This window comes from Pseudomonas sp. NY5710 (assembly GCF_013305665.1).
Lineage (GTDB): Bacteria > Pseudomonadota > Gammaproteobacteria > Pseudomonadales > Pseudomonadaceae > Aquipseudomonas > Aquipseudomonas juntendi.
In genome coordinates, this window is the sequence record NZ_CP045554.1 from 538,144 (window position 1) to 563,528 (window position 25,385).

A 25,385-nucleotide genomic window follows, 5' to 3' on the forward strand; every position below is an offset into this window, starting at 1 on the left:
GCATGGTTGGCCATGACAAGAGTCGTTACAATTTCGCGGGTTGCTCTGACTTGATGCGACTTGATGCTACAATGGCGTCATTCGCGTCACCTGGATTCCGTACATGAGTGAGCATTTCGCTACCAACCTCAAACTGGCTTGCAGCCACTACCGCTCTATTTCCGAAGTTTGCCGCCAGCTCTCGATCAACCGAGCGCAGTTCAACAAGTACCTCAGCGGGCAGAGCCGTCCGACGGCTTTCAACCTGAAACGCATCGGTGATTTCTTTGGCGTCGAGGATTACGAGCTGAACCTGCCAGCCGAGCAGTTCGCCCGCCTGATCGGTGCCCGCGTCTCGGCCCTGGCCGAGCAACCCAGCGACCCGATCAGTGAACTGTTCCGCCCGCTGCATGAGCACGCTGGCAACCTGTCGCGGTATTGCGGTTATTACTTCGAGTATTCGAACTGCATGTCGGTGCCCGGCACGATCCTGGTGTCGCTGGTGCACCTGTGGGAAGAGCGGGGGCGTTTCCTGTTCGAGCGCCAGGAGCGGCAGGAGCGCTCCAGCGCCACGGACCTGCATGCCGAAGTCCGTTGTCGCTATCTGGGCGCAGCGTTTCAGTTGCAGGACCGGGTATTCCTCATCGACTACGAGTCGCTGACCTTCAACGAAATGAGCCAGACCATCCTGATTCCCAGCTTCAAAAGCCGGATCACCCGCCTGAACGGCCTGAAGGCCGGGGTTTCCAGCGGCGACCGGCGCAACCCGGCCTGCACACGGGTGGTGTGGGAGTACCTGGGTGAGGAGATCAATCGCATCAATGCGTACCGACAGGTCAAACTGTACCGTCCGGATGATCCGCGTATAGACGATGACGTCAGGGAACGGCTGAGCGTGGGGCCGTTGCGCAACAGTTTGTTTGAGATTGAATAGGCGGCTTGACTCAATAAGCCCTGTGGTTGGACTTCCCCGCCCGGAAACCGCAAAATGACCCACTTTCCTTAATCAACCTCTCCGGATCTGCTGACTCTATGCGTATGCGCCTAATGCTGTTGGGTGGTGGCAATGCCCTCGGGCAAGCGCTGATTCGTCTTGGGGCCGAGGAGGACATCGCATTCCTGGCGCCGCGCCCGCCCGAGAACGGCTGGACGCCGGCGAGCCTGACCCAGTTGCTTGACGACCATCGCCCCGATGCCCTGGTGAACCTGGCCTATTACTTCGACTGGTTCCAGGCCGAGTCGGTCAGCGAGCCGCGCCTGGCGCAGCAGGAGCGGGCAGTAGAGCGGCTGGCAGAGCTGTGCCAGCACCACCAGATCACCCTGGTGCAGCCTTCCAGCTACCGGGTATTCGATGGCTCGCGGGCCACTGCCTACAGCGAGAAGGACGAGCCCGTACCCTTGGGGCTGCGGGGCCAGGCCTTGTGGCGGATCGAGCAGAGCGTGCGTGCGGCGTGCCCGCAACATGTGCTGCTGCGCTTTGGCTGGTTGCTGGACGAAAGCATCGATGGCTCGCTCGGTCGTTTCCTGACCCGTGCCGAGCAACCGGCTGAGTTGCTGCTGGCCGATGACCGGCGCGGCAATCCCACACCTGTGGACGATGCGGCCCGGGTGATCCTGTCTGTGCTCAAGCAACTCGATTGCAACGCGCCGCTATGGGGCACCTACCATTACGCCGGCAACGAGGCGACCACGCCGCTGGTGTTGGGCCAGGCGATCCTGGCCGAGGCCGGCCAATATCGCCAGCTGGCAGTGCAGGCACCCACGGCGCAAGCGCATGCCGCGCGGCCGGATGCCAGCGAAGAGCCGCAGCATGCCGTATTGGCCTGCAAAAAAATCCTCCATACCTTTGGCATCAAGCCGCGTGCCTGGCGCGCCGGCTTGCCGCCCCTACTGGACCGTTTCTACCGCCATGGCTGATGCCCCCATCCTGATCACCGGCGGTGCCGGCTTCATTGGTTCCCACCTGTGCGATGCGTTGTTGGACAAAGGCTACGCCGTACGCATTCTCGATGACTTGTCCACTGGCCGACGGGACAACCTGCAGGTCGACCACCCACGGCTGGAACTGATCGAAGGCGATGTCGCCGACGCTGCTCTGGTCATGCGGGCTGCGGCAGGTTGCAGTGCCGTGGTGCACCTGGCCGCAGTGGCTTCGGTGCAGGCTTCGGTCGAAGATCCGGTGCGTACCCACCAGAGCAATTTCATCGGCACCCTCAATGTTTGTGAAGCCATGCGCGAGCACGGTCTGCGCCGGGTGGTGTTCGCCTCCAGTGCCGCCGTGTATGGCAACAATGGCGAGGGCGAGTCGATCGCCGAGGATACGCCCAAGGCACCGCTGACGCCCTATGCCGTGGACAAGCTGGCCAGTGAGCAATACCTGGACTTCTACCGCCGTCAGCACGGGCTGGAGCCGGTGGTGTTCCGCTTCTTCAATATCTTCGGGCCTCGCCAGGACCCGTCCTCGCCCTATTCCGGGGTTATCAGCATCTTCTGCGAGCGTGCTGTGCAGGGCCTGCCGATCACCGTGTACGGGGATGGCGAGCAGACCCGCGATTTCCTGTATGTAGGCGACCTGGTGCAAGTGATGGTGCAGGCACTGGAGCAGCCGCAGGTCGAGGAGGGTGCGGTGAACATCGGCCTCAACCAGGCAACGTCGATCAACCAGATGCTCGCAGCGCTGCAGAAAGTCGTGGGCAGCTTGCCAGCGGTGACCTACGCGGCGGCGCGAGCAGGTGATATTCGCCATTCGCGGGCCGATAACCAGCGCTTGCTGGCGCGGTTTGCATTCCCGCAGGCTACGCCGATGGTCGAGGGGCTGGCCCGGCTACTGGGTAAAAGCTGAAGTCACGGGCCAAGCGATGCCCTGCCTGTAGGAGCCACTGTCTTTCTCAAAATTCGAAAAGCCTGCGCGATTCATTGTGGGAGCGGGCTTGCCCGCGAAGCAGGCGACGCGGTGGCTGGCACCGGCTGCGCCGGTGTTCGCGGGCACGCCCGCTCCCACAGGAACCGTGTGATCTTCGAGTCCTGCATTTTGCTGTTGATCTACACCCTCTTCGGCTGCGGCAACACCAGATCCCTCTCTCAAGACACAAGCGGCCTTGAGTTGCGACAGGGCTGCGCAGCAGCCCCTGGATCAGCCATGGCGCACCACCTTGCGCACGCAGTCCTCGGGGCGCAACATCCGCCCATCCAGGCTTCTCACCTCTAACGGTTCAAGCCCCTGCCCGCTGCCGGCGTCCACCAGCGCGGAACGCGTTTCACCCGCCTCGAACAGATACCGTTCCCCCCATTGCCGCAAACCCACCACCAGCGGAAATACTGCGCGCCCTTTCCCGGTCAGCACATATTCCTTGTAGGCACTGCCATCCGAGGCTGGCTGCAGCTCCAGCAAACCGCTTTCCACCAGCCACTTGAGCCGTGAGGCGAGGATGTTCTTCGCCAGCCCCAGATTCTTCTGAAACTCACTGAAGCGACGCAGGCCATCAAAAGCGTCGCGAAGGATCATCAGCGCCCAGCGGTCACCCAGCACTTCCAAGGCCCGGGCGACGGGGCATTGCGCGTTGTTTGCAGCGAGCATGGAGCCACCTTGTTCTGAATGACTGGTTGCAGATTAAAACCACATTTGCTAAATAGCCAGCATGTAGTTTCAAAATGAAACCAGATTATCGAGGTCGGGCCATGCAGCCTTCACTGACACGCTGGATAACACTACTGCTTGCCACTGCCAGCGGCATGGCAGTGGCAACGGTGTACTTTGCGCAACCGTTGCTGGACTCGATGGCTGCCGACCTGGGTGTAGCGCGGCAGCAGATTGGTTGGGTGGTTGGTGCAACCCAGGCGGGCTACGCCTTGGGCTTGCTGTTGGTCGTGCCGCTGGGTGACCGGGTGAACCGCAAACGCCTGCTGCTGGGCCAACTGCTGTTTTCGGCACTGGCGCTGACGGCTGTCGGCATGGCGCCGAACTGGGCGGTGTTGCTGCTGGCGTTGACCATCGCCGGGCTGATGGCCGTGATGGTGCAATTGATGGTGGCGCACGCTGCCAGCCTGGCCGCCCCCGGTCAGCAAGGGCAGGCGGTAGGTACCGTCACCAGTGGCGTGGTACTGGGTATTTTGCTGGCGCGGCTGGTCTCCGGCGGGCTGGCTGACCTGGCAGGTTGGCGCTGCGTGTACTGGCTGGCTGCAAGCCTGTTGGTGGTGCTGGCCGCAGTGATGTGGCGCAGCTTGCCCGCCGTGCCTGCAACCCGGCATCGCACCAGCTTCCGCGCACTGATCGCCGGCCAGTTCAGCCTTTATCGGCACGACCGGCTGCTACGTCAGCGTGGCGTGTTTGGCGGGTTGATCTTCGCTGCATTCAGCGTGCTGTGGAGTGCCATGGTCATGCCCCTCAGCGCTGCGCCATTGGCGTTCAGCCATACCGAGGTCGGTTTGTTCGGCCTGGCAGGTGTAGCGGGCACGTTGGCCGCATCGCGTGCCGGGCGCTTGGCCGACCAAGGGCAGGGTGAGCGGACCACGGGGCTGGCGCTGTTGCTGCTGACGCTTTCATGGCTGCCCACGGCCATGCTCGGGCAATCCGTGATGGCCTTTGTCCTTGGCGTGCTGATGCTGGATTTTGCCGTGCAGGCAGTGCATGTCACCAACCAGACGGTGTTGCTGGCCGGGCGTGGCGAAATGGCCAGCCGCCTGATTGCGGCCTACATGTGCTGTTATTCGCTGGGGAGCGGGGTGGGGGCGGTGCTGGCGAACTGGTGTTATGCGCACTGGGGGTGGGTAGCGGTGTGCGGCCTGGGCATGGCCATCAGCGCGGCGGCCCTGGCTTATTGGCTGTGGCTGCAACGCGCAAGGGCGGCCGAAGCCGCCCTGCAGTGTTCAGGTCAGAACTTGTAGCCTAGGCCGACCATGTACACCCATGGGTCTACATCCACGTCGACCTTGGTCTTGCTGTAGCCCAGCGCGGTGGGGCCGTTGACGCTGGCCTTGGTGTCGATGTCCACATACCAGACCGCGGCGTTGACCAGCAGGTTGTCCGTGAGCATGTAGTCCATGCCCAACTGCCCGGCGATACCTACCGAGTCTTGCAGCTTCAGGTTGCTGAAGCCCTGCTGCTTGCGGGCGCTGCTGAGGTCTTCATCGAAGAACAGTGTGTAGTTGATACCGACGCCGGCATACGGCTGGAACTTGGAGTTCGGTTCCATCGGGTAGTACTGCAGCGACAGTGTCGGCGGCAGTTGCTTGATGTCGGCCAGCTTGCCGTCCAGCCCGCCACCCAGGCCTTTTACGCCTACGGTGTGCTTGAACGGCGTAGCCGCCAGCAACTCCAGGCCAACGTGGTCGGTGAGCATGTAGGCGAAGGCCAGGCCCAGCTGGGTGTCGCTGTCCAGTGTCGCCTTGGTGCCCGAAACCTTGTTGCCGTCGAATTTCAGGTCGCTGCTGCTCTCATTCGGCGCAGTGGTGATTGCACCAGCGCGAACGATGACATCCCCCGCCTGGTGGGCGTGGGCAACAGGGGCGGCGAAGGCCAGGGCCGCGAATGCGGCACCGAGCAAGGACTTGTTCATGGAAGCTCCCAGAGGACGTTAATAATCGAGTAGTCCAATGGTACGGATGGGTCTAAACAGAATGTTTGACCCAGCTCAACGAAGCGTCTTCATGAACCGGTAATAGCGCTCACTTCAGCTCATAAGCGTAGATTTTCTCGGCTTCCATCTGGTAGCCGGCGTCGGCCAGTTCGCTGCTGGAGGCTTTGACCTGCATCTTTCCCTCGATCCAGTAGGGTTGATAAAGGTCTTCGACGCGCACGCCCATTTCGCTGAAAATGTGCACGATCTGGTTCGAGGGCGGTGGCGGCACATGGATGCACGCGCCGTAGTAAGGCACCAGCAGAAACTCGGTGGTGCGCCCCTCCTCGCTGACTTCCAGCGGCACGATGTAGCCGGGCAGTTTGACCTGCTGGCCATCGAGGCTTTTCACCACCGGCGCGTTCGGCGCCTGCTGCCGGGCTGCTGGCGCAGACTCGGCGGCCAGGGCGTTGCTCAATTGCGACATGTCGTGCAAGGGGGTGAGTTGCGGTGGAATGACCGGGGCGCCTTCCGGGATCAGCGCTGGCCAGTCGAGCTCCTTGGGTTCGGCGGCCCAAAGCGGCATCGCTGCCGCAAGCAACAGGATCAGCAGCGTTTGCAGTGCCGGCTTCTTCGCGGGTGAACCCGCTCCTGCACGGGGAACGCGACCCGATGTAGGAGCGGGTTTACCCGCGAAGCAGGCGGTGAGGTGTTTGATCATTACGCGCACTCATAGGTGTATGGACAGGCCATCGGCCAACGACTGCCGATAGGCGCGCCACGCTGGCACGCTGCCCATCAGCAGTGCAGCCGCCAGAATGATAGCCAGCAAGCTCCATTCATGAGCGCTCGGCAGCGCCAGCGGCAAGTACAAACCGTAGTTGGCCTGTACATACCCCTGTGCCAGGGCGATACCCGCATACAGCAAGCCCAGCCCGGCGACGATGCCGACTGCCGCCAGTGACAGCGCCTCCAGCACCAGCAGCCCGGCGATATGCCACGGCCTGGCCCCTACGGAACGCAAGATCGCCATCTCCCGACGGCGTTCGTTGAGGCTGGTGAGAATGGCCGTGAGCATGCCGATCAGGCCCGTGAGCACAACGAACAGCGAAACCACGAACAAGGCTTGTTCCGCCGTGCCCATCAGGCTCCACAGCTCCTGCAAGGCAACGCCAGGCAGGATCGCCAGCAGCGGTTCGTTGCGGTACTCGTTGATTTCCCGCTGCAGGCTGAATGTGGCGATCTTGTTGTTCAGGCCCAGCATGAACGCCGTGATGGCGGCAGGTTGCAGGTCCATGCTGCGTGCTTGCTCGGCGCTGATGCGCCCGGCGCCACGTGCCGGCACGCCATTGTGCCAGTCGATGTGGATCGCCTCCATGCCGCCCAGGCTGATGTGCAGGGTGCGGTCGACCGGTGTGCCGGTACGCTTGAGCACGCCCACGACGGTGAACGGTTTGTCGTCATGCTTGACCAGGCTGATTGCAGCCACACCGTGCGCCAGCACCAGTTTGTCCCCCAGCTTGTAATGCAGTGCATCGGCCACTTCGGCACCGAGTACCACTTCGAACGGGTCACTGGCGAATTCGCGGCCCTGGCTCAGCTGCAGGTGCTGTTTGCGGCCGTACTGGTAATGCTCGAAGTAGTCGGCAGTGGTGCCCATTACCCGGTAGCCGCGGTGCGAGTCGCCCAGCGAGATCGGAATCGCCCACTTCACCCGTGGGTCATGGGCGTAGTGCTGAAAGCTGTCCCAGCGGATGTTGTTGGTGGCGTTGCCGATCCGGAATACCGAATACAGCAGCAGGTTCACCGAGCCGGAGCGCGCGCCCACGATCAGGTCGGTACCGCTGATGGTACTGGCGAAGCTGGCACGGGCCTCGGTCCGCACCCGCTCCACGGCCAATAGCAGGCATACCGACAGGGCGATGGCAAAGGCAGTGAGAAAGGCGGTGAAACGGCGGTTGGCCAGGCTGGCCAGGGCAAGGCGGAGCAGGTACATCAGGCCTCCACGGGCTTGGCGGCACGGTTGAGTTCGGCCAGCGACAGGTGGCGATCGAACAGCGGCGCCAGGCTCTGGTCGTGGCTGACGAACAGCAGGCTGGCACCAGCAGCGCGGCACTCGTCGAACAGCAGGCGGATGAACACTTCACGGGTGTCGGCGTCCAGCGCCGAGGTCGGCTCGTCGGCAATCACCAGCTCGGGCTGACCGATCAGCGCGCGGGCTGCGGCTACCCGCTGTTGCTGGCCTATCGACAGGCTGTCGGCACGGCGCGCCAGCAGTGCCGGGTCGCCCAGCCCCAGGTGGGCGAGCAGTTCGCCTGCCGCCTGGTGGACACTGCCATGGCGCTGGATGGCCCGTTCCGCCCGGCTGCGGGAGAAGCGGCATGGCAGTTCGACGTTCTCCCTTACCGACAGGAAGGGCAGCAAGTTGAACTGCTGGAAGATATAGCCGGTGTGGTCGACGCGGAACCGGTCGCGTGCACCTTGGCCCAGCGCGGCCAGGTCCTGGCCAAGCAGCCGGATTCGCCCTTGGTCCGCTCGGCTCACCCCGCCCAGCAGGCCCAGCAGGGTGGTCTTGCCACTGCCGCTGGGGCCTTTGAGAAACAGGGCCTCACCGGCTTGTAGGCGAAATGCCGGGATGTCCAGCAGTGGCGCCTGGCCTGGCCAGGCGAACACCAGGTCCTGCAGTTCAATCAGTGCCTGATTCATCTCAGAACGCGACCATGGCCTTGGCGGGCGAGGTTTCGACGCCTTTCTGGCCGTTGGGGCCGATCAGCTGCACGTTGATTTTCTGCGTGGCCGGGAAGGCTTTGTACAGGGGGGCCAGGTCCAGCTGGGTGAGTTTCTCCGGGGTGGCGCATGTCAACTGGTAATGGGCATTGATGTCGCTGTGCATGTGGCCCTTCTCATGCTCGTCACCGTCGTCGTCCGCTTTGGCGGCGTCACCGAACAACGGGCTTTCCAACGCTTGCTGGTCATCCTTGCAGCCGGCTGCCGAGGCAAGGCCGAACAGCTTCGACGGTTGCTCCAGCTGCTGGCGCACCGCGGCAACCTTGGCCTTGTCGGCGTCGCTGCTGGCAGCGTGCTCGAAACCAACCAGGTTCATGGCGGGGCTGTCCAGCTCCAGTTCCAGGGTATTGCCGTCGAGGACGACATTGAGCTTGGCCACGCCGTGTTCATGCGCGCCCAAGGTGCCATGGGCGTGGTCGTGATCATGGTCATGGTCTTCGTGGGCATGGGCCACGGCCAGTGGCAGCAAAGCGAAGGGCAGGGCGAGCAACAGGCGACGCATGGAAGGCTCCGGGGCGGGCTGGATGATTGGGTTATGTTATAACAACTTTTCTGCGTCCTGCCAGCCCGCATGGCGCAGGTTTCATCTTGCGGTAGCATGGGCCATCGACCTTGCTCAAGGAATGCATCGTGAGAATTCGTGGACAGATTGGGGAATGGCCGGTGGACCTCACCATCGAGCTTGAGCCTGAAGAGTGGGCACAGTTGGGGCGGCAGATCGAGGTGCCGGCAGCGGCGCATGCCGTTGCGGCGGCCCCGGTGGCTGCGCCACGGCAGGATGACGGACAATGGACGGCGGCGCGCGAGGTGTTGCGCCTGGCGGGGCAGATGAGCGGGCCGCAATTGCTCGACCGGCTGGAAGGGCTGGCCGGCAGTACAGCGGCGGGCAAGCGGCTGCTGGTGCGTTTGCGCCACAGCAGTGAGGTTAAGGTGGAAAACGGTGGGGATGCTCCGGTTTATCACTGGGTTGGATAAACCGGTGTTGAGGTCCACCTTGTGGGAGCGGGCGTGCCCGCGAACGAGGGCGAAGCCCTCGCCATCAGCTTCAGGTCAGAACATCGCCGCCGACAGCTTGCGACGATAAACCCCAACCAGCGGGTGATCGCCACCCAGCAATTCAAAGACCTGCAGCATCGCCTTCTGCGGCAGCCCATTGTCATAGCTGCGGTTACGCTGGAACAGTTTCAGCAACCCTTCCAGCGCCGCCTCATACTGCTGGCGTGCCAACTGCTGGACGCTCAGCTGGTAGGCGGCTTCATCATCCTCAGGGTTCTGGGCCAGGCGGCTTTTCAGCTCCGCCACTTCCGGCAGGCTGGCCGCTTGGCGCAGGAAGGTCAGTTGGGCCTTGGCGCCGGCCAGTGCGGCCTTGTGTTCATCGCTCTTGACCGCGTCCAGTACCACCTGCGCTTCCCCCAGCTCGCCACGTTCGGCCAGGCAACGGGCGTACAGGATCAGTGCCTCGGCATTGCTGTTGTCTTCACCCAGCAGGGCCTGCGACAGCGCTTCTGCTTCGGCGAAACGGCTTTCGGCGAACAGCGCCTTGGCCTGTTCCAGCGGCGATGCCTGCGGTGCGGCAGGCATTTGCACGTGCGGCTCGAGCATGGCGCGGATCGCCGATTCCGGCTGGGCACCGGCAAAGCCGTCCACCGGCTGGCCGTCCTTGAACAGCACCACGGTCGGCAGGCTGCGAATGCCGAACTGGGCGACCACCTGTTGTTCCACGTCGCAGTTGATCTTGGCCAGCAGCAGTTCGCCCTGGTAGCCCTCGGCGATCTTCGCCAGCAAGGGCATCAGCGCCTTGCATGGCGCACACCACTCGGCCCAGAAATCCACCAGCACCGGTTTGTGAAAGGAGTTCTCGATCACCAGCTGCTGGAAGGTGGCATCGGTAGCGTCGAAAATGTAAGGCGTGTCTTGGCTCATTGCGCTTCTCGCAAACTCGTGAATAACACCACTATAAGGTGTCGCGGCTGGCGTGGTACAGGCTGACCCGGCGGAATTCGTGCGGCTCGGCCAGGTCGGGCAGGGTCAGCGCTTCAAGCACCCCCAGCTGCTGATAGAGCGGGTGGCTGAAGTCGCGTACCCGCGAATCGGCCACCAGGGCCTGGCGACCACGGCCAAGAAAGGCATCCAGAAGCGGCAGGTTGGCCCGGTCGTACAGCACGTCGGCGACCAGGATCAGGTCGAAGCGGTCGTCCTCGGCGAAGAAGTCGTCGCTGTAGCCCAGTTGCACTCCGTTCAGCGCGGCATTCGCGCGGCAGGCTTGCAGGGCCAGTGGGTCCAGGTCGCAGGCCACCACCTCCCGGGCGCCCGCGCGGGCGGCAGCGATGCCGGCAATGCCGGACCCGGCGCCAAAGTCCAGCACCCGCTTGCCGGCCACCCATTCCGGGCGCTCGGCCAGGTAACGGGCCATGGCCAGGCCACTGGCCCAGCAGAAGCTCCAGTAGGGCGGGTCTTCGAGAATGCGCCGGGTTTCGTCGCTGCTAAAGGCGCGGTCCATATTCTGGTCGTCGATCAGCCACAGTTTCAAGGCGCAGCCGGGCAGTTCGCTGACGACCAGTCGCGCCTCACCTATCAGGCCGCTGAGGGCCTGCTGCAAGGCAAGCGGCGCCACTCAGGGCGCCTTCTCGAAACGTAGTGGCCCGGTGGCCTGGGTCTGCGCCTGGGTGATGCGCAGGGGCGGCAGGTGCATGATCAGCTGGCCGGAGCGGCTGGCGCGGCCACGCAATTCCACGCGTGCGCCGGCCGGGAACGCTTCGGGGTTGAAGCGCAGTTGGTAGGGCAGGGCCTGGCCGGTAGCGGTCAGGTTGCTGCTGGCCAGCAGGCGCTGCGGGCGGTCGCGTTCGTCGATCACCAGCAACGCCAGTTCCACGTCGGCGCCGGCCGGGATTTCCAGCAAAGTACCGCTCAATTCGCGCTGGTAGGCCGGAAGCGGGCCGGGCGCTTCGGTGGTTTTGGCCACGCGGGCCGGTGCCGGCGAAACGGAGGTATCGGTCTTCGGCCTGTCGCTGCCGCAGGCGGCGAGCAGGGCGGCGCAGCACAGCACGACGAGCGCTCGGTAGTGCATGGAGGAGTCCTTAACGGGCAGATTTCCCATGGATGTTAACCCCTTTGGCTTGTCTTGCCAGTGCAATGCGCTACCATGGCCCTCCCTTTTTTTGTTGCCTGCCACCATGCACTGTCCCTTTTGCGGTGCCAACGACACCAAGGTCATCGACTCTCGCCTCGTCGCCGAGGGCGAGCAGGTGCGCCGCCGCCGCGAATGCGTGGCCTGTGGCGAGCGCTTTACCACCTTCGAAACCGCCGAGCTGGTGCTGCCCCGGCTGATCAAGCAAGACGGCACGCGCCAGCCTTTCGACGAAGACAAGCTGCGTGCCGGCATGCAGCGGGCGCTGGAAAAACGCCCGGTCAGCGTCGAGCGCCTGGAAGCGGCGCTGGCACACATCAAGAGCCGCCTGCGTGCCACCGGCGAGCGCGAAGTCAAGTCGCTGGTGGTGGGTGAAATGGTCATGGCCGAGCTGCGCAAGCTCGATGAGGTGGCCTACATCCGCTTTGCCTCGGTGTACCGGCGCTTCCAGGACCTCGACGAGTTCCGTGAAGAAATCGACCGCCTGGCCCGCGAGCCGGCCAAAGAGTGAACATGCCCAGCCAAGCCGCGATTCTTGACGCCCACTACATGGCGCGTGCGCTGGAGCTGGCGCGCAAAGGCCTGTTCACCACCCACCCGAACCCCCGCGTAGGCTGCGTGATCGTGCGCGACGGCGAAGTGGTCGGGGAGGGCTGGCACGTGCGCGCCGGTGAGCCGCATGCCGAAGTGCATGCCCTGCGCCAGGCCGGGGAACGCGCCCGTGGCGCGTGTGCCTATGTCACCCTGGAGCCTTGCAGCCACCATGGCCGCACGCCCCCGTGCGCCGAAGCGCTGGTCAAGGCGGGGGTGGCCCGGGTGGTAGCGGCCATGCAGGACCCTAACCCGCAAGTGGCCGGGCGGGGGCTGCGGCGCCTGGCCGAGGCCGGCATCGAAGTGGCCAGTGGTGTGCTCGAGGCCGAGGCCCGCGCCCTAAACCCGGGCTTTCTCAAGCGCATGGAGCATGGCGTGCCGTTCGTGCGCGCCAAGCTGGCCATGAGCCTTGACGGCCGTACCGCCATGGCCAGTGGTGAAAGCCAGTGGATCACCGGCCCGGCTGCGCGCTCGGCCGTGCAGCGCCTGCGCGCCCGCTCCAGTGTGGTGCTGACCAGCGCCGCCAGCGTGCTGGCCGACAACGCACGCATGACCGTACGGTGCAGCGAGTTGGGCCTGGATGCCGAAACCACCGCCCTGGCCCTTAGCCGCCCACCGCTGCGCGTGCTGGTCGATGGCCGCCTGCGCCTGCCGCTGGATGCACCATTCTTCCAGGCCGGTCCGGCCCTGGTGGTAACAGCTGTCGCAGATGATCCTGGTTATGCCGCTGCCGGCCACGAGCTGCTCTGCCTGCCGGGTGACAATGGCCAGGTCGACCTGGCGGCGCTGCTGCATGCCCTGGGCGCGCGTGGCGTCAATGAAGTGCTGCTGGAAGCCGGTGCCAGCCTGGTCGGTGCCTTTGCCCGCCTTGGCCTGGTGGACGAGTACCAGCTGTTCGTCGCCGGTACCTTCCTCGGCTCCCATGCCCGCCCATTGCTGGACTGGCCGATGGAGCGGATGAGTGAAGCACCGCGGCTGAAAATTACCGAAATGCGCGCAGTGGGCGATGACTGGCGGGTCACAGCCGTGCCCCTGCCGGCACCCGGCGTATAATGCCGGGCTTGCCCCGTGCAAACCGTTTTGAGGAAGACCCCATGTTCACCGGCATCATCGAATCCATTGGCAGCATCCGCAGCCTGACCCCCAAGGGCGGCGACGTTCGCGTCTACGTCGAAACCGGCAAGCTGGACCTGGGTGACGTCAAGCTGGGCGACAGCATCGCCGTCAACGGCGTGTGCCTGACCGCCGTGGAACTGCCTGGTGACGGCTTCTGGGCCGACGTCAGCGTCGAAACCCTCAAGCGCACTGCCTTCATCGACCTCAAGAGCGGCAGCAAGGTCAACCTGGAAAAAGCCCTGACCCCTACCACCCGCCTTGGCGGGCACCTCGTCAGCGGCCATGTCGACGGGGTGGGTGAAATCATCTCGCGCAGCGATAACGCCCGCGCCATCCAGTTCCGCGTACGCGCACCGAAGGAGCTGGCCAAGTACATCGCCCACAAGGGCTCGATCACCGTCGACGGCACCAGCCTGACGGTCAACGAAGTCAATGGCGCCGAGTTCGAGCTGACCATTGTCCCGCACACCCTGTCCGAAACCATCATGGCCGACTACCGCGCAGGACGTCGGGTGAACCTTGAGGTCGATCTGCTGGCCCGTTACCTGGAGCGCTTGCTGCTGGGTGACAAGGCCGCCGAACCGAGCAAGGGCAGTGGCATTACCGAAAGCTTCCTGGCCGCCAACGGCTTCTTGAAATCCTGATTGACAAGGGGGTGCCGCGTGGCGCTCAACAGCATCGAAGAACTGGTCGAAGACATCCGCCAGGGTAAAATGGTCATCCTCATGGATGACGAAGACCGCGAGAACGAAGGCGACATCATCATGGCCGCCGAGTGCTGCCAGCCCGAACACATCAACTTCATGGCCAAGCATGCCCGTGGCTTGATCTGCATGCCGATGACCCGTGAGCGTTGCGAAACGCTGAAGCTGCCATTGATGGCGCCGCGCAACGGCTCGGGCTTCGGCACCAAGTTCACCGTGTCGATCGAAGCCGCCGAAGGCGTCACCACCGGCATCTCCGCCGCCGACCGCGCGCGCACCGTGCAAGCCGCTGCTGCCCGGGACGCCAAGGCCGAAGACATCGTCAGCCCTGGCCACATCTTCCCGCTGATGGCCCAGCCCGGCGGCACCCTGGCGCGTGCCGGCCACACCGAAGCGGCCTGCGACCTGGCGCGCATGGCCGGTTTCGAGCCAAGCGGCGTGATCTGCGAAGTGATGAACGACGACGGCACCATGTCGCGCCGCGCCGAGCTGGAAGTCTTTGCTGCCGAGCATGGCCTGAAGATCGGCACCATTGCGGACCTGATCCATTACCGCATGATTCACGAGCGCACCGTGCAACGGGTCTCCGAGCAACCCGTAGAGAGCGAACTGGGTGAGTTCAACCTGGTCACCTACCGCGATGCGGTGGAAGGCGACGTGCACATGGCCCTGACCCTGGGCAAGATCTGCGCCGAAGAGCCGACCCTGGTGCGGGTACACAACATGGACCCGCTGCGCGACCTGCTGCTGGTCAAGCAACCGGGCCGCTGGAGCCTGCGCGCGGCCATGGCGGCCGTGGCCGAAGCCGGCAGCGGCGTGGTCCTGCTGCTGGGCCACCCGCTGGACGGCGACGTGCTGTTGGCGCACATCCGCGAAAGCGCAGGCGACGTACCGGCCAAGACACCGACCACCTACAGCACCGTGGGTGCCGGCTCGCAGATCCTGCGCGACCTCGGGGTGCGCAAGATGCGCCTGATGAGTTCGCCAATGAAGTTCAACGCGATATCCGGATTCGATCTGGAAGTTGTAGAATACGTGCCCTCCGAGTGACTTGAGGCGGCAATGACGCCCCCAGCTCGAGTCCAGACCCCTGTCGAGGCCGCTTGCAAGCGGCCTCGCTCTTGAATATGAGAATATCGGAATGACCCTGAAGACCATCGAAGGTACCTTCATCGCCCCCAAAGGTCGCTATGCTTTGGTGGTTGGCCGCTTCAACAGCTTCGTTGTCGAAAGCCTGGTAAGCGGTGCCGTTGACGCCCTGGTTCGCCACGGTGTCAGCGAAAGCGACATCACCATCATCCGTGCCCCGGGTGCATTCGAAATTCCGCTGGTGGCACAGAAGGTCGCCCAGCAAGGCGCCTATGACGCGATCATCGCCCTGGGCGCCGTGATCCGTGGCGGTACCCCGCACTTCGAATACGTGGCGGGCGAATGCACCAAGGGCCTGGCCCAGGTGTCCATGGAGTTCGGTGTTCCGGTGGCCTTCGGCGTACTGACCGTCGATTCCATCGAGCAGGCCATCGAGCGTTCCGGCACCAAGGCTGGCAACAAAGGTGCTGAAGCTGCCCTGTCCGCTCTGGAAATGGTCAGCCTGCTGGCGCAGTTGGAGGCCAAGTGATTAGCGACGAAAGCGATCGTTTCAACCCGCGCGATCCAAAACCTGCGGATGCCGGCAAGCCCTCCAAGAGCGCCAAGCGTCGCGAAGCCCGCAAGCTTGCGACCCAGGCCCTCTATCAGTGGCACATGGCCCAGCATTCGCTGAACGAGGTCGAAGCGCAGTTCCGGGTGGATAACGATTTCACCGACGTCGACGGTGCCTATTTCCGCGAGATCCTGCATGGGGTCCCGGCGATCAAGGACGAAATCGACAAAGCGCTGGCCCCGTGCATGACCATTGGCCTGGACGAGCTCGACCCTGTGGAACTGGCCGTGCTGCGCCTGTCCACCTGGGAGCTGATCAAGCGCGTCGACGTACCGTACCGCGTGGTCATCAACGAAGGCGTGGAGCTGGCCAAGGTCTTCGGTGCTACCGACGGTCACAAGTTCGTCAACGGTGTGCTCGACAAGCTTGCCCCGTCCCTGCGTGAAGCAGAAGTCAAGGCGAACAAGCGCTGATCCCGGCGCTGCCTGGCCATGGGTGAATTCGAGCTGATCAACCATTACTTCGCTGCCGCGCCCTGTGCGCAAGGCGGCGAAGGCGTGGCCTTGGGGATCGGCGATGATTGCGCCTTGCTCGACCTTCCCCCTGGTGAACTATTGGCGGTGTCGACCGACACGCTGGTGGCCGGGGTGCATTTCCCTGCCGTTTGCGACCCACAACTGCTGGGCCAGCGGTCGCTGGCCGTGGCGGCCAGTGACCTGGCTGCCATGGGCGCGACCCCGATCGGCTTCACCCTTGCCCTGACCCTGCCAAGCGTTGGCCCGGACTGGCTTGCAGCCTACGCCAACGGCCTAAGCCGCATGGCGCACCGCTGCCGCATGAGCCTGATTGGCGGCGACACCACCCGGGGCCCATTGAGCATCACCGTGACCGTGTTCGGCCGGGTGCCGGCTGGCCAGGCGTTGCGCCGCAGCGGTGCGCGGCCAGGCGACTTGCTGTGTGTTGGCGGCACCCTGGGCAAGGCCGCCGGTGCCTTGCCCCTGGTACTGGGCGAGCGCGAGGCGCCTGCCGAGCTGGCCGAGCCGTTGCTGGCCCATTACTGGTCGCCGATGCCGCAGCTCACCCTGGGCACATGGCTGCGGGGCAGGGCCACGTCGGCGCTCGACGTCTCCGATGGCCTGCTAGCCGATTGTGGGCATATTGCCAAGGCATCCGGAGTGGCACTTGAGGTGAACCTGGCCCAGGTGCCAGTGTCTCCTGCCTTGCAGGCATTCCTCGGCCACGAAGCGGCACTGCAGGCAGCACTCACCGGTGGCGATGATTACGTACTGGCCTTCACCTTGCCGCCCGCAGCACTGCCGCCCCTGGCCGAGCTTGGCTTCATCGAGGTACACACCATTGGTCGTGTGCTGCAAGGTCGCGGTGTGACCCTGCGCGACGCACAGGGCCAGGACATCACCCCCGCCCAGCGGGGCTATCAACACTTTAGGGAGACACCGTGACCGATCACCCCAATCAGGTGCCTGCGGAGTTCGTTCCGCCTTCGGTCTGGCGCAACCCATGGCACTTCATCGCGTTCGGCTTTGGTTCCGGCACCTTGCCCAAGGCGCCAGGTACCTGGGGCTCGCTGGTGGCCATACCGTTCATCCCCCTGTGGCAGATGCTGCCCGACTGGGGCTACTGGCTATTGCTGGGCATCAGCATGCTGTTCGGTTTCTGGCTGTGCGGCAAAGTCGCCACTGACTTGCGTGTGCACGATCATGAAGGCATTGTCTGGGATGAAATCGTTGGCATGTGGATCACCCTCTGGCTGGTGCCGGAAGGCTGGCAGTGGCTGCTGGCAGGGTTCCTGATGTTCCGTTTCTTCGACATCCTCAAGCCGTGGCCCATCCGCTGGATCGACCGCCATGTGCACGGGGGCGTCGGCATCATGCTCGACGATATCCTGGCCGGTGTGTTCGCCTGGCTGGGCATGCAGGTTCTGGTGTGGGCGGTTGCCTGAAACAGGGAGCGCGTGAATGGCCATGAGGGTTGTGCTGCTGGCTGTGCTGCTGAGTGTCGCCCCGTGGGCGCTGGCTGCCGACAGCCTGCCAAAGCAGATCCAGCTGGTCAGCGAGGAGTGGGTCGACTACACCAATGCTGACGGTACCGGCGTTGCCTGGGACGTTCTGCGCAAGGTGTTCGAGCCGGCCGGGGTCAAGGTGGTGGCCCAAAGCGCACCCTACAGTCGCGCGGTCGGGCTGGTGAAGCGGGGCGAGGCTGATGCCTGGGTCGGCTCCTACAAGGAAGAGAACGGCGACAACCTGTACCCGCGCTGGCACTTCGATATGGATCATATCTATGCGCTGGGGCTGGCCAGCAAGCCTGTGCCCACGCCGCAGGATGTGGGCAAGTACCGCTTGGCGTGGGTACGTGGCTACGCCTACGGCAGCTACTTGCCCGATGTGCATGAGTTCCGTGAAATCCAGCGCCGCGAAGGCATCCTGCCGATGCTGGAGCATGACCGTGTAGACTTCTACATCGATTCCCAGACTGAAGTCGATTACGTACTGAACCAGTCGTCCCAGCCCGAACGCTTTCGCCGCACCCATGTGGCTGAGTTGCCGCTGTACCTGGCCTTTGCCCGCAATGACCAGGCCAAGGCCCTGTGTGACCTGTTCGACAAGCGCATGGCTGAGCTGGTGCGCAGTGGTGAGCTGAAGCCTATTTTCCAACACTGGCGGCAGCCCTATCCGTTCACTGCGGATAGTAAACCGCACTAAGGCCGGGCCTGCCTTGCCTGAGTATCGAACTTTTCGATCTTACCCCGCGGTATTCAGCCAGCCCATAGTGTGCAACCTGCTGATACAATCGGCTCACGAGATATGTCCCACTTTTTCCAGGAGCACAACGTGCCCGTCGTCTTTGTTGCCGCCTCTAAACTCCCGACGCCCTTCGCGACCTTCACCATGCATGGCTTTCTTGATGAAGCCACCGGCCGGGAGCATGTGGTGCTCAGCCTGGGTGACATCGCGGATGGTCAGCCGGTGCTGGGGCGCCTGCATTCCGAATGCCTGACCGGCGATGCCCTGTTCAGCCAGCGCTGCGACTGCGGCTCGCAGCTGGAGGCCGCACTGCAGGCAATCGCCCGCGAGGGCCGCGGCGTATTGCTGTACCTGCGCCAGGAAGGCCGTGGCATTGGCCTGCTGAACAAGATTCGCGCCTACGAGCTGCAGGACGGCGGGGCGGACACCGTGGAAGCCAACGAGCGCCTGGGCTTTGCCGCCGACCAGCGTGACTATGCCATGTGCCTGCCCATGCTCGAACACTTGGGCGTGAAGGCGCTGCGGCTGATGACCAACAACCCGCGCAAGGTCAAAGCCCTGACCGACATGAGCATCGTGGTTGCCGAGCGTGTACCGCTGCATACCGGGCACAACCCGCACAACCGCTACTACCTGGCGACCAAAGCCGGCAAGCTTGGCCACATGCTGGGCAACGAACACCAGGGCGAGGTGCCCCAGGCGTGACCCATGCCGAGGTCAAGCGGCGGCTGGCGCTGGCCTGGTGGCAGTACCTGGCGGTGGGCCTGCTGCCGCTGCCGGTCATGAGCTGGGCTTTTGGCGGCGGTGAGGCGCTGGTGCCGATTCTGGCCATGCCGTTGTTCATTGCCGGCGCGGCTACCATGTTCCTCAGCCTGCCGCGTTTCGCTGCCTACAAGCGTGCACTCATCGGCACCTCGAAAGCCTTGGGTACTGCTGAAGAGCCTGCCGCGTGGATCGAGTTGGCACGGGTACGGCGCCTGGCCATGTTGTACGCCTGCTTCCCGGCCTGGGTGGCGGCGCTGTCTGTAGGGGTCGGTCTTGAAGCAGTGCCGCAGATCCTGTTGGCGATATCCACCGTGGTGGTTTTGTACCTCTACCGCATTCCACGACAGCTCGGCTGATGCGCCTGCTGCCTGGCCTGCTGGCGTTGTTCGCCTGTGGCGCACTGGCTGGCGAACCCTTGCGAGTGGTCAGCCTGGCGCCTTCGATGACGGAAATCATGCTCGAACTGCAGGCCGATGACCTGCTGGTGGGTGTGCTTGATGGGGGCGAACGGCCAGATGCGTTGCGCGATTTGCCCTCGGTAGGCCGCCAAGGCCAACTGAACATGGAGCGCCTGCTGAGCCTGCGCCCCGACCTGTTGCTGCTGTGGCCAGGCAGCGTGCCGCCGGCGCAACGCGAGCAGCTCAAACGCCTGGGCATCACGACCTTCAGCGCCGAACCCCATGACCTGGACCAGCTCATCGAGCAGATCGCCGCGATTGGCGAGCGCGTCGGCCGTGCCGAGCAAGGGCAGCAGTATGCCCGGGCCCTGCGCGAGCGGTTGCGGCAACTGCGCCAGCAGTACCGACGCGACGAGCCCTTGCAAGTGTTCTACCAGGTGTGGGATCGGCCTTTGTACACCCTTGGTGGCCGACAAGTGGTGAGCGACGCACTGGCCGTATGCGGGGCGCGCAATGTGTTTGCCGACCTCAGCCAACCGGCGCCGCAGGTGAGTGTGGAGTCGGTGTTGCTACGCAACCCCCAGGTCATCCTGGCCGGTGACCAGGCGCAGTTGACCCGCTGGCTGGCCTGGCCGCAGTTGCGCGCCGTTGCCCACGCCGGTTTGCTGGTGGTACCCGATAAAGGCCTGGAGCGCCCGAGCGGGCAAATGATCGAAGCCACCGCCCGCTTGTGTGCGTTGCTGGCCGCTAAAGCGCCGGCGTCCACGTCACGCTGAACAGCACCGTGCGGCCTTCTTCGCGGTACGGGTAGTAGGCCCCTTCGTAGCTGTACAGGGCGCGGCTATAGCGGCGGTCCAGCACGTTATCCAGTTTGGCTTCCAGTTTCACTTCGTCGCTGGCTGCCCAACTGCCACGCAGGCCCAGCAAGCTGTGGCCACCGATGCGGTTGCGGTTGGCCTCATCGTCATAGCTGCTGCTGACGGCCTGCCAGCTGGCGCCCGCGCTGAAACGCCCGAAGTCACGGTCTAGGTCCAGGCTCAACGTGCGCCGGGCGCGGCGGGCCAGGGTGTGGCCAGTGTCACGGTCACGTGGGTCGATCAGCGCCATGCCCAACTGGGCGTGCCAACTGGCCCATTGCTGGGACAGGGCCATTTCCAGGCCGTTGATGCGTGCCGAGGCGACGTTGCGCGGGATCGAGTCCTGGCCAAATACGATTGCGTCGCGCAGGTCGGTCCGGTACAGCGAGGTCTCCAGGCGGGTGGTGGTCGCCAGCTGGCTGCGCCACTGCAGCTCATAGCTTTTCGAGTGCTCGGGGTCCAGGTTCGGGTTGCTGTATTGCGGGTAATACAGGTCGTTGAACGTCGGTGCGCGGAAGCCTTCGCTGTAGGACAGCAGCACATCGTTATCCGCGTTCAGCGGCACGGTCAGGCTGCCACTCCAGGTGGTCTGGCCGCCAAACTGCTGGTTGCGGTCGTGGCGCACGCCCAGCTCGGTGGAAAACTGCTCGCCCTGGTAGCGGTGCTGGGCAAAGACCGCCCGGTTCCACCGGCTGTCTTCGGTGAAGTCGGTACTGGCATGGACACGGTCTTCATACCAGTCCCCACCGATCAGCAATGTGTTTCGTTCGCCCAGGGCGAGGTCGTTCTGCCAGGTCAGCTGATCGCGGTAGGTGTTGAACACGAAGCGCTCGGCGCTCAGTTTGTCACGCTTGTCGTCGCGGTTCTCGCTGTGGGCCAGTTCCAGGCGCGAGCGCCAGGCATCGCTGAGCTGCGCATCGAAATAGCTGCCCAGGCTGCTGACGCTGAAGTCCGTGTAGGGCTTCTGGCCGAAGCTCTCGAAGGTTACCGGGTCGAACCCCCCGAACGGGTTGTCGTATTCACTGCGGCCACGGCTGTCGAGCAGGTTGACCCCGGCCTCGAAGCGCTCGCTGAAGGTGTGGCTCAGGCTCAGGTTGAAGGACTGGTTACGGTAGGCATCATGGTCGCCGTCACTGGCGAAGGATGGGCCAGTCGAATCGATGCCGGCTGTTTCATCCAGGCTGGCACCGAGGTTGAAGCGGGTCGCGTCGTTGCCGCCGGAAAGCCCCAGGCTACGCTGGACGGTCTGGTGGCTGCCTGCCGCGATGCGCAGCCGCGGCTGCAGGCCGGGCGTGTTGCTGCGGCGGGTGAAGATCTGGATCACCCCGCCGATGGCATCGCTGCCGTACACCGCCGAGCGCGAGCCACGCAGCACTTCCACCCGTTCGATCTGGTCAACGTCGAGGAACTGCAGGCCGCTGTCGCCCGAAGTGGCGTTGGCAATGCGTACGCCATCCACCAGCACCAGGCTTTGCGCCGCCTTGGTACCGCGTATGAAGATGCCCGGCAGGCTGCCACGGCCGCCAGTGGGGGCCACTTGCACGCCCGGGTACGCGGCTTAGCAGGTCGGTGATGCTGGTGGGTTGCAGGCGGTCGATGTCGGCGCGGGTGAAGACCGTGTTGGCGGCGCTGGTGGCGGTGCGTGACTCGACCTGGCGGCTGGCGCTGATCAGCACGTCGGGAAGCTTCAGCGCGTCATCGCGTTCAGCGGCATTCAGGAATGTGGGGGCGCAGAGGAGCGCGGCGAATGCAGATTTCTTCATGGGCAGTTCCAGAGCAGCCGCGGGTTAACCGGCTGACACAGCACTTTTACAGTATTCGAATACTGTGCAATCCCTGTGGCAGCGGGTTGACCCGCGAAAGGGCCCTACAAGCCGAGCCTGGCCATGCGAGCTTTGACGGAGGCCTCGATGCCGGCCGCATCCAGCCCGCATTCGGCCAGCATCTGCGCCGGCTTGGCATGTTCGACGTAGATATCAGGCAGGCCCAGGTGCAGCAGTGGCTTGACCACGGCCTGGCTGGCCAGGAACTCGCCTACCGCAGCGCCAGCGCCACCCATGATGGCGTTCTCTTCGACGGTGACCAGCAGCTCATGGCTGCCAGCCAGTTCCAGCACCAGGGCTTCGTCCAGCGGTTTGACGAAGCGCATGTCGACCACGGTGGCATTGATCTGCTCGGCAACCTGCATGGCCTCAGCCAACTGCACGCCGAACACCAGCAGGGCGACTTTCTGGCCTTGGCGGCGGACCACGCCCTTGCCGATTTGCAGCGGCTCTAGGTCGCCGCTGATCGGCGCGTTCGGGCCGGTGCCGCGGGGGTAGCGCACGGCAGCCGGGCCGTTGTACAGGTGGCCGGTGCTGAGCATCTTGCGCAGCTCGTTCTCGTCGCTCGGGGTCATCACCAGCATGCCCGGGATACAGCGCAGGTAAGACAGGTCGTAGCTACCGGCATGGGTCGGCCCGTCTTCACCCACCAGCCCGGCGCGGTCGATGGCGAACAGCACATCGAGGTTCTGCACCGCCACATCGTGGATGAGCTGGTCGTAGGCGCGCTGCAGGAAGGTGGAGTAAATCGCCACCACGGGCTTGCTGCCCTCGCAGGCCATGCCGGCTGCCAGGGTGACGGCGTGCTGCTCGGCGATCGCCACATCGAAGTAGCGTTGCGGGTAGCGCTCGCTGAAATCGACCAGGTCGGAGCCTTCTTTCATCGCCGGGGTGATGCCCACCAGGCGGTTGTCGGCAGCGGCCATGTCGCACAGCCACTGGCCGAACACCGCGGAGTATTTCGGCCCGCTGGCCTTCTTCGGCGCGACAGGCTTGTCGGCGGGCTCCAGCTTGGTAATGGCGTGGTAGCCGATAGGGTCGAGTTCGGCGGGGGCGAAGCCCTTGCCCTTCTTGGTCACCACGTGCAGGAACTGCGGGCCCTTCAGGTCGCGCATGTTGCGCAAGGTGGCGATCATGGTCGGCAGGTCATGGCCGTCGATCGGGCCGATGTAGTTCCAGCCCAGCTCTTCGAACAGTGTGCCCGGCACCAGCATGCCCTTGGCGTACTCTTCGGTGCGCCGGGCGATTTCCCAGGCACCGGGCAGGCGCGACAGCACTTTCTTGCTGCCTTCGCGCATGCTTGCGTAGGTGCGGCTGGACAGGATCTTGGCCAGGTAGTTGGACAGGCCGCCGACATTGCGCGAAATCGACATGTCGTTGTCGTTGAGGATCACCAGCATGTCGGCATTGACTTCCTGGGCGTGGTTCAACGCCTCGAAGGCCATGCCGGCGGTGAGGGCGCCATCACCGATCACGGCGATCGACTTGCGCGCGCTGTTCTGCAGGCGGGCGGCAATGGCCATGCCCAGCGCTGCGCTGATCGAGGTACTGGAGTGGCCCACGCCAAAGGTGTCGTACTCGCTTTCGCTGCGGCGCGGGAAGGCGGCGATACCGTCCTTCTGGCGCAGGCTGAGCATGCGGTTACGGCGCCCGGTCAGAATCTTGTGCGGGTAGGCCTGGTGGCCAACGTCCCACACCAGCCGGTCGTCCGGGGTATCGAACACGTAGTGCAGGGCGATGGTCAGTTCGATCACGCCCAGGCCGGCACCAAAATGCCCACCGGTCTGCCCCACGGTATACAGCAGCTCCTGGCGCAACTCGTCGGCCAGGGTCTCCAGGTCGGCTTCGGCCAGCCGGCGCAGGCCGGCAGGCGTGTCAGCGCGGTCGAGCAACGGCGTGACCGGGCGTTCGCGGGGAATCTCTTGAAACGTCGTGGGCATCAGGCGAGTCGTTATAGGTGTGTGAAGACGCGGCAGTTTACCCCATTGTGGGAAAAGTGCCCATTCGACCACTGCTTGTGACACCCCAATGGCGCGGGTATCCGTGCTTAGTTGCGGCGCTCGACGATATAGCGCGCCAGTGCCCGCAGCGGCTCGGCTTTTTCGCCGAACCCTTCCAGTGCGACCAGCGCCTGGTCGCGCAGTTCGATCGCATAGGCCTTGGCCGCGTCCAGGCCCAGCAAGGCCGGGTAGGTCGGTTTGTCACGGGCGATGTCTGCCCCTTGGCGTTTACCCAGGGTGGCGGTGTCGCCTTCCACGTCGAGTATGTCGTCCTGAACCTGGAATGCCAGGCCAATGGCCTGTGCATAAGTTTGCAGGGCGTCCAGTTGCTGCTGGCCGGCACGGGCGCTGGCCAGTGCGCCCAGGCGCACGCTGGCTTCGATCAGAGCGCCGGTCTTGTGCCTGTGCATGAATGCCAGTGCCCGCTGGTCGAGCTTCAGCCCGACCGAGCCAAGGTCGATGGCCTGCCCGCCCACCATGCCGGCTGGGCCGGCGGCCGTGGCCAGGGCCTGGACCATGGCCAGGCGGACGCTGTCGGCCTGCGGGCTGAGGTGCGGATCGAGCAGGGCGCTGAACGCCAGGCTCTGCAACCCGTCACCGGCCAGAATGGCGCAGGCTTCGTCGAAGGCCTTGTGCGTGGTTGGCTGGCCCCGGCGCAGGTCGTCGTCATCCATGGCAGGCAGGTCGTCATGCACCAGCGAGTAGGCATGGATCAGCTCCACCGCACAGGCCGCGCCGTTGGCCTGTTCGGCCGGGGCACCCAGGGCTTCGCACGCGGCGTAGGCCAGCAGTGGCCGCACGCGTTTGCCGCCGTTCATCACGCTGTAGCGCATGGCGGCATAGAGGCGTTCGAGTTCTTTGGTCGGGGCGACGAACAGCGGTTCGAGGGCTGCATCGACCCGCCTCTGGCAACTGGCCTGGTAGCTGCCGATCATGCTTCGGGCTCCGCGTCGAAGGGCTGGGCAGCCAGCTCGCCGTCACGCTCCAGCAGAATTTGCACCTTCTGCTCGGCCTGCGCCAGGGCACCTTGGCATTCTCGGGTCAGCGCGATGCCTTGCTCGAAAGCAGCCAGCGAGTCTTCCAGCGACAACTCGCCGTTCTCCAGGCGCTCGACCAGGGTTTGCAGGTCTGCGAGGGATTGCTCGAAATCGAGGGAGGATTTTTTGCGGGCCATGGCGACTGTCTCGGTGGCATTCAGAACGGCGCGACACTAGCAGAGCGGGGCGGGGGGAGCAAACTTCCGGGGCCATGAGGTTGGTTTCACAGGCCCTTTCGCGGG

Annotated in this window: 29 protein-coding genes and 1 pseudogene; 17 read left to right on the forward strand and 13 right to left on the reverse strand. The window is 64.4% G+C overall.

Going from position 1 to position 25,385, the window contains the following annotated elements; translation table 11 throughout:
• Positions 1–103 precede the first annotated feature (103 nt).
• From GEV39_RS02440 to GEV39_RS02450, 3 genes are all read left to right on the forward strand, one after another.
• On the forward strand, positions 104–913 hold the full coding sequence (locus tag GEV39_RS02440; protein WP_173887445.1) for a helix-turn-helix domain-containing protein: 810 nt from the start codon (positions 104–106) through the stop codon (positions 911–913).
• Between the two features lie 98 nt (positions 914–1,011).
• Complete coding sequence (locus GEV39_RS02445) at positions 1,012–1,896, forward strand: sugar nucleotide-binding protein (RefSeq protein WP_082416229.1); 885 nt, start codon at positions 1,012–1,014, stop codon at positions 1,894–1,896.
• The gene (locus tag GEV39_RS02450; protein ID WP_173887446.1) at positions 1,889–2,821 is read left to right on the forward strand and encodes an NAD-dependent epimerase/dehydratase family protein; all 933 of its coding nucleotides are present in this window, start codon (positions 1,889–1,891) and stop codon (positions 2,819–2,821) included. The genes GEV39_RS02445 and GEV39_RS02450 overlap by 8 nt, the downstream gene beginning before the upstream one ends.
• Positions 2,822–3,112: 291 nt before the next feature.
• On the opposite strand, the gene GEV39_RS02455 is transcribed toward GEV39_RS02450, so the two are convergent.
• Positions 3,113–3,556 (reverse strand): winged helix-turn-helix transcriptional regulator, encoded by a 444-nt coding sequence (locus tag GEV39_RS02455; protein WP_173887447.1) that lies wholly within the window; start codon positions 3,554–3,556, stop codon positions 3,113–3,115.
• A 101-nt stretch (positions 3,557–3,657) separates the two neighbouring features.
• Between GEV39_RS02455 and GEV39_RS02460 the strand changes: the two genes are divergently transcribed.
• Positions 3,658–4,863 (forward strand): MFS transporter, encoded by a 1,206-nt coding sequence (locus tag GEV39_RS02460; protein WP_173887448.1) that lies wholly within the window; start codon positions 3,658–3,660, stop codon positions 4,861–4,863.
• Here the strand turns inward: GEV39_RS02460 and GEV39_RS02465 are convergent.
• The 5 genes from GEV39_RS02465 to GEV39_RS02485 form a co-directional block, all read right to left on the reverse strand.
• Positions 4,851–5,534 carry an OmpW/AlkL family protein gene (locus GEV39_RS02465; protein ID WP_009685701.1) on the reverse strand — a complete coding sequence of 228 codons (684 nt, stop codon included), beginning with the start codon at positions 5,532–5,534 and terminating at the stop codon, positions 4,851–4,853. The two genes, GEV39_RS02460 and GEV39_RS02465, sit on opposite strands and share 13 nt — an antisense overlap.
• Before the next feature lie 109 nt (positions 5,535–5,643).
• Entirely contained in the window at positions 5,644–6,156 is a 513-nt protein-coding gene (locus GEV39_RS02470; RefSeq protein WP_029886261.1) for a DUF3299 domain-containing protein, read from the reverse strand.
• Between the two features lie 108 nt (positions 6,157–6,264).
• Positions 6,265–7,530 carry an ABC transporter permease gene (locus tag GEV39_RS02475; RefSeq protein ID WP_173887449.1) on the reverse strand — a complete coding sequence of 422 codons (1,266 nt, stop codon included), beginning with the start codon at positions 7,528–7,530 and terminating at the stop codon, positions 6,265–6,267.
• The gene (locus GEV39_RS02480; RefSeq protein WP_173887450.1) at positions 7,530–8,240 is read right to left on the reverse strand and encodes an ABC transporter ATP-binding protein; all 711 of its coding nucleotides are present in this window, start codon (positions 8,238–8,240) and stop codon (positions 7,530–7,532) included. Before GEV39_RS02480 ends, GEV39_RS02475 begins: the two co-directional genes overlap by 1 nt.
• Before the next feature lies 1 nt (position 8,241).
• On the reverse strand, positions 8,242–8,823 hold the full coding sequence (locus GEV39_RS02485) for a DUF2796 domain-containing protein (protein ID WP_173887451.1): 582 nt from the start codon (positions 8,821–8,823) through the stop codon (positions 8,242–8,244).
• Positions 8,824–8,951: 128 nt separating this feature from the next.
• Here GEV39_RS02485 and GEV39_RS02490 point away from each other — a divergent pair, with 128 nt between their 5' ends.
• Positions 8,952–9,296, forward strand: a complete 345-nt coding sequence (locus GEV39_RS02490) for a hypothetical protein (protein ID WP_173887452.1) — start codon at positions 8,952–8,954, stop codon at positions 9,294–9,296.
• Between the two features lie 75 nt (positions 9,297–9,371).
• Here GEV39_RS02490 and trxA read toward each other — a convergent pair whose 3' ends face one another.
• Genes trxA through GEV39_RS02505 form a run of 3 tightly spaced genes read right to left on the reverse strand, consistent with a single transcriptional unit; the run spans position 9,372 to position 11,388 of the window.
• On the reverse strand, positions 9,372–10,244 hold the full coding sequence (gene trxA, locus GEV39_RS02495; RefSeq protein ID WP_173887453.1) for a thioredoxin: 873 nt from the start codon (positions 10,242–10,244) through the stop codon (positions 9,372–9,374).
• Between the two features lie 31 nt (positions 10,245–10,275).
• Positions 10,276–10,935, reverse strand: coding sequence for a class I SAM-dependent methyltransferase (locus tag GEV39_RS02500; protein ID WP_009685708.1), 660 nt, complete (start codon positions 10,933–10,935; stop codon positions 10,276–10,278).
• Positions 10,936–11,388, reverse strand: a complete 453-nt coding sequence (locus GEV39_RS02505) for a YbaY family lipoprotein (RefSeq protein ID WP_173887454.1) — start codon at positions 11,386–11,388, stop codon at positions 10,936–10,938.
• 106 nt (positions 11,389–11,494) lie between these two features.
• Here GEV39_RS02505 and nrdR point away from each other — a divergent pair, with 106 nt between their 5' ends.
• The 12 genes from nrdR (at position 11,495) to GEV39_RS02565 (ending at position 20,202) form a co-directional block, all read left to right on the forward strand.
• On the forward strand, positions 11,495–11,959 hold the full coding sequence (gene nrdR / locus GEV39_RS02510) for a transcriptional regulator NrdR (protein ID WP_009685710.1): 465 nt from the start codon (positions 11,495–11,497) through the stop codon (positions 11,957–11,959).
• 2 nt (positions 11,960–11,961) lie between these two features.
• On the forward strand, positions 11,962–13,092 hold the full coding sequence (gene ribD / locus GEV39_RS02515) for a bifunctional diaminohydroxyphosphoribosylaminopyrimidine deaminase/5-amino-6-(5-phosphoribosylamino)uracil reductase RibD (protein WP_173887455.1): 1,131 nt from the start codon (positions 11,962–11,964) through the stop codon (positions 13,090–13,092).
• Positions 13,093–13,133: 41 nt separating this feature from the next.
• Positions 13,134–13,799, forward strand: a complete 666-nt coding sequence (locus GEV39_RS02520) for a riboflavin synthase (RefSeq protein WP_009685712.1) — start codon at positions 13,134–13,136, stop codon at positions 13,797–13,799.
• A gap of 18 nt (positions 13,800–13,817) precedes the next feature.
• Positions 13,818–14,909, forward strand: a complete 1,092-nt coding sequence (gene ribBA / locus GEV39_RS02525) for a bifunctional 3,4-dihydroxy-2-butanone-4-phosphate synthase/GTP cyclohydrolase II (RefSeq protein ID WP_173887456.1) — start codon at positions 13,818–13,820, stop codon at positions 14,907–14,909.
• A 91-nt stretch (positions 14,910–15,000) separates the two neighbouring features.
• Positions 15,001–15,477, forward strand: a complete 477-nt coding sequence (ribH, locus tag GEV39_RS02530; protein ID WP_003255395.1) for a 6,7-dimethyl-8-ribityllumazine synthase — start codon at positions 15,001–15,003, stop codon at positions 15,475–15,477.
• The gene (gene nusB / locus GEV39_RS02535) at positions 15,474–15,974 is read left to right on the forward strand and encodes a transcription antitermination factor NusB (protein ID WP_029886266.1); all 501 of its coding nucleotides are present in this window, start codon (positions 15,474–15,476) and stop codon (positions 15,972–15,974) included. Before ribH ends, nusB begins: the two co-directional genes overlap by 4 nt.
• A gap of 18 nt (positions 15,975–15,992) precedes the next feature.
• Positions 15,993–16,961 (forward strand): thiamine-phosphate kinase, encoded by a 969-nt coding sequence (gene thiL, locus GEV39_RS02540; protein ID WP_173887457.1) that lies wholly within the window; start codon positions 15,993–15,995, stop codon positions 16,959–16,961.
• Complete coding sequence (locus GEV39_RS02545; RefSeq protein WP_173887458.1) at positions 16,958–17,461, forward strand: phosphatidylglycerophosphatase A family protein; 504 nt, start codon at positions 16,958–16,960, stop codon at positions 17,459–17,461. The genes thiL and GEV39_RS02545 overlap by 4 nt, the downstream gene beginning before the upstream one ends.
• Before the next feature lie 16 nt (positions 17,462–17,477).
• Positions 17,478–18,221, forward strand: coding sequence for a substrate-binding periplasmic protein (locus GEV39_RS02550; protein ID WP_173887459.1), 744 nt, complete (start codon positions 17,478–17,480; stop codon positions 18,219–18,221).
• Positions 18,222–18,350: 129 nt separating this feature from the next.
• Positions 18,351–18,968 (forward strand): GTP cyclohydrolase II, encoded by a 618-nt coding sequence (ribA, locus tag GEV39_RS02555; protein ID WP_029886268.1) that lies wholly within the window; start codon positions 18,351–18,353, stop codon positions 18,966–18,968.
• Positions 18,965–19,384 carry an MFS transporter gene (locus GEV39_RS02560; protein ID WP_173887460.1) on the forward strand — a complete coding sequence of 140 codons (420 nt, stop codon included), beginning with the start codon at positions 18,965–18,967 and terminating at the stop codon, positions 19,382–19,384. The genes ribA and GEV39_RS02560 overlap by 4 nt, the downstream gene beginning before the upstream one ends.
• Positions 19,384–20,202: a cobalamin-binding protein gene (locus tag GEV39_RS02565; protein WP_173887461.1), complete on the forward strand. Its 819-nt coding sequence runs from the start codon at positions 19,384–19,386 to the stop codon at positions 20,200–20,202. The genes GEV39_RS02560 and GEV39_RS02565 overlap by 1 nt, the downstream gene beginning before the upstream one ends.
• Here GEV39_RS02565 and GEV39_RS02570 read toward each other — a convergent pair.
• The 4 genes and pseudogenes from GEV39_RS02570 to GEV39_RS02585 form a co-directional block, all read right to left on the reverse strand.
• Positions 20,174–22,046 (reverse strand): annotated as a pseudogene (locus tag GEV39_RS02570) (TonB-dependent receptor domain-containing protein). The gene GEV39_RS02565 and the pseudogene GEV39_RS02570 sit on opposite strands and share 29 nt — an antisense overlap.
• A gap of 104 nt (positions 22,047–22,150) precedes the next feature.
• Positions 22,151–24,046 carry a 1-deoxy-D-xylulose-5-phosphate synthase gene (dxs, locus tag GEV39_RS02575; protein ID WP_173887462.1) on the reverse strand — a complete coding sequence of 632 codons (1,896 nt, stop codon included), beginning with the start codon at positions 24,044–24,046 and terminating at the stop codon, positions 22,151–22,153.
• Between the two features lie 107 nt (positions 24,047–24,153).
• Complete coding sequence (ispA, locus tag GEV39_RS02580) at positions 24,154–25,041, reverse strand: (2E,6E)-farnesyl diphosphate synthase (RefSeq protein ID WP_009685725.1); 888 nt, start codon at positions 25,039–25,041, stop codon at positions 24,154–24,156.
• Positions 25,038–25,280 (reverse strand): exodeoxyribonuclease VII small subunit, encoded by a 243-nt coding sequence (locus GEV39_RS02585; protein ID WP_173887463.1) that lies wholly within the window; start codon positions 25,278–25,280, stop codon positions 25,038–25,040. Before GEV39_RS02585 ends, ispA begins: the two co-directional genes overlap by 4 nt.
• Between the last annotated feature and the right edge of the window lie 105 nt (positions 25,281–25,385).

What these genes read in the sequence shown, in the direction of transcription:
- GEV39_RS02440 (WP_173887445.1), top strand. Translation starts at nt 104, where the DNA reads ATGAGTGAGCATTTCGCTACCAACCTCAAACTGGCTTGCAGCCACTAC.
- GEV39_RS02445 (WP_082416229.1), top strand. Translation starts at nt 1,012, where the DNA reads ATGCGTATGCGCCTAATGCTGTTGGGTGGTGGCAATGCCCTCGGGCAA.
- GEV39_RS02460 (WP_173887448.1), top strand. Translation starts at nt 3,658, where the DNA reads ATGCAGCCTTCACTGACACGCTGGATAACACTACTGCTTGCCACTGCC.
- GEV39_RS02585 (WP_173887463.1), bottom strand. Translation starts at nt 25,280, where the DNA reads ATGGCCCGCAAAAAATCCTCCCTCGATTTCGAGCAATCCCTCGCAGAC.
- GEV39_RS02480 (WP_173887450.1), bottom strand. Translation starts at nt 8,240, where the DNA reads ATGAATCAGGCACTGATTGAACTGCAGGACCTGGTGTTCGCCTGGCCA.
- ispA (WP_009685725.1), bottom strand. Translation starts at nt 25,041, where the DNA reads ATGATCGGCAGCTACCAGGCCAGTTGCCAGAGGCGGGTCGATGCAGCC.
- nrdR (WP_009685710.1), top strand. Translation starts at nt 11,495, where the DNA reads ATGCACTGTCCCTTTTGCGGTGCCAACGACACCAAGGTCATCGACTCT.
- ribH (WP_003255395.1), top strand. Translation starts at nt 15,001, where the DNA reads ATGACCCTGAAGACCATCGAAGGTACCTTCATCGCCCCCAAAGGTCGC.
- thiL (WP_173887457.1), top strand. Translation starts at nt 15,993, where the DNA reads ATGGGTGAATTCGAGCTGATCAACCATTACTTCGCTGCCGCGCCCTGT.
- dxs (WP_173887462.1), bottom strand. Translation starts at nt 24,046, where the DNA reads ATGCCCACGACGTTTCAAGAGATTCCCCGCGAACGCCCGGTCACGCCG.
- GEV39_RS02465 (WP_009685701.1), bottom strand. Translation starts at nt 5,534, where the DNA reads ATGAACAAGTCCTTGCTCGGTGCCGCATTCGCGGCCCTGGCCTTCGCC.
- GEV39_RS02505 (WP_173887454.1), bottom strand. Translation starts at nt 11,388, where the DNA reads ATGCACTACCGAGCGCTCGTCGTGCTGTGCTGCGCCGCCCTGCTCGCC.
- GEV39_RS02455 (WP_173887447.1), bottom strand. Translation starts at nt 3,556, where the DNA reads ATGCTCGCTGCAAACAACGCGCAATGCCCCGTCGCCCGGGCCTTGGAA.
- GEV39_RS02565 (WP_173887461.1), top strand. Translation starts at nt 19,384, where the DNA reads ATGCGCCTGCTGCCTGGCCTGCTGGCGTTGTTCGCCTGTGGCGCACTG.
- trxA (WP_173887453.1), bottom strand. Translation starts at nt 10,244, where the DNA reads ATGAGCCAAGACACGCCTTACATTTTCGACGCTACCGATGCCACCTTC.
- GEV39_RS02520 (WP_009685712.1), top strand. Translation starts at nt 13,134, where the DNA reads ATGTTCACCGGCATCATCGAATCCATTGGCAGCATCCGCAGCCTGACC.
- GEV39_RS02485 (WP_173887451.1), bottom strand. Translation starts at nt 8,823, where the DNA reads ATGCGTCGCCTGTTGCTCGCCCTGCCCTTCGCTTTGCTGCCACTGGCC.
- GEV39_RS02450 (WP_173887446.1), top strand. Translation starts at nt 1,889, where the DNA reads ATGGCTGATGCCCCCATCCTGATCACCGGCGGTGCCGGCTTCATTGGT.
- ribD (WP_173887455.1), top strand. Translation starts at nt 11,962, where the DNA reads ATGCCCAGCCAAGCCGCGATTCTTGACGCCCACTACATGGCGCGTGCG.
- GEV39_RS02550 (WP_173887459.1), top strand. Translation starts at nt 17,478, where the DNA reads ATGGCCATGAGGGTTGTGCTGCTGGCTGTGCTGCTGAGTGTCGCCCCG.
- GEV39_RS02475 (WP_173887449.1), bottom strand. Translation starts at nt 7,530, where the DNA reads ATGTACCTGCTCCGCCTTGCCCTGGCCAGCCTGGCCAACCGCCGTTTC.